The sequence below is a fragment of the Candidatus Frankia alpina genome (assembly GCF_902806485.1).
Taxonomy (GTDB): Bacteria; Actinomycetota; Actinomycetes; order Frankiales; family Frankiaceae; genus Frankia; species Frankia alpina.
The window spans coordinates 1-501 of the sequence record NZ_CADCWT010000576.1 but is presented as its reverse complement, the minus strand read 5'-3'; the positions used below and the strand labels follow the sequence as shown (position 1 = coordinate 501).

Here is a 501-nt window from a genome sequence, read left to right as displayed (position 1 = left end):
CCGTAAGGCTGGTGGGCAGGGTGGGCATCCCGGATCGACGCTACGGATGGTTGACCAGGCTGACGTCCACCACCGGCATGAGCCCCAGGCGTGTTCGGGATGCGGGACGTCGCTTTCGGACCGGCCGGTGGCCGGGGTGGAACGGCGGCAGGTGTTCGACCTGCCCGAGATGCGCCCGCACGTGACCGAACATCAGCTCATCGAGCGGGCATGCGGCTGCGGGACGCGGACCCGGGCGGCGGCGCCGGCGGGGGTGGATGCCCCGGTCCAGTACGGGCCGCGGGTGAGCGCGGCGGCGGTCTACCTGTATGCCGGCCAGTTCCTGTCGAAGGACCGGACCGCGACCGCGTTGGCCGAGCTTGTCGGGATCCCGCTGTCCGCGGGCACGGCCGCCCGCGCCGCCAGCGGCCTGGACGGCTTCCTGGACACGGTGCGCGCTCTGCTGGCCGGCAGCGAGATCGTCGGCGCCGACGAGACCGGGTGCGGGTCGCTGGAAAACTG

At 73.1% G+C, this 501-nt stretch carries 1 protein-coding gene; it reads left to right on the top strand.

Annotation, left to right across the window (positions count from 1 at the left end; all coding sequences use genetic code 11):
- Nucleotides 1-46 precede the first annotated feature (46 nt).
- The coding region (locus tag G6R25_RS24570; protein WP_235949558.1) for an IS66 family transposase zinc-finger binding domain-containing protein at nucleotides 47-501 on the top strand (455 nt) is incomplete at its 3' end.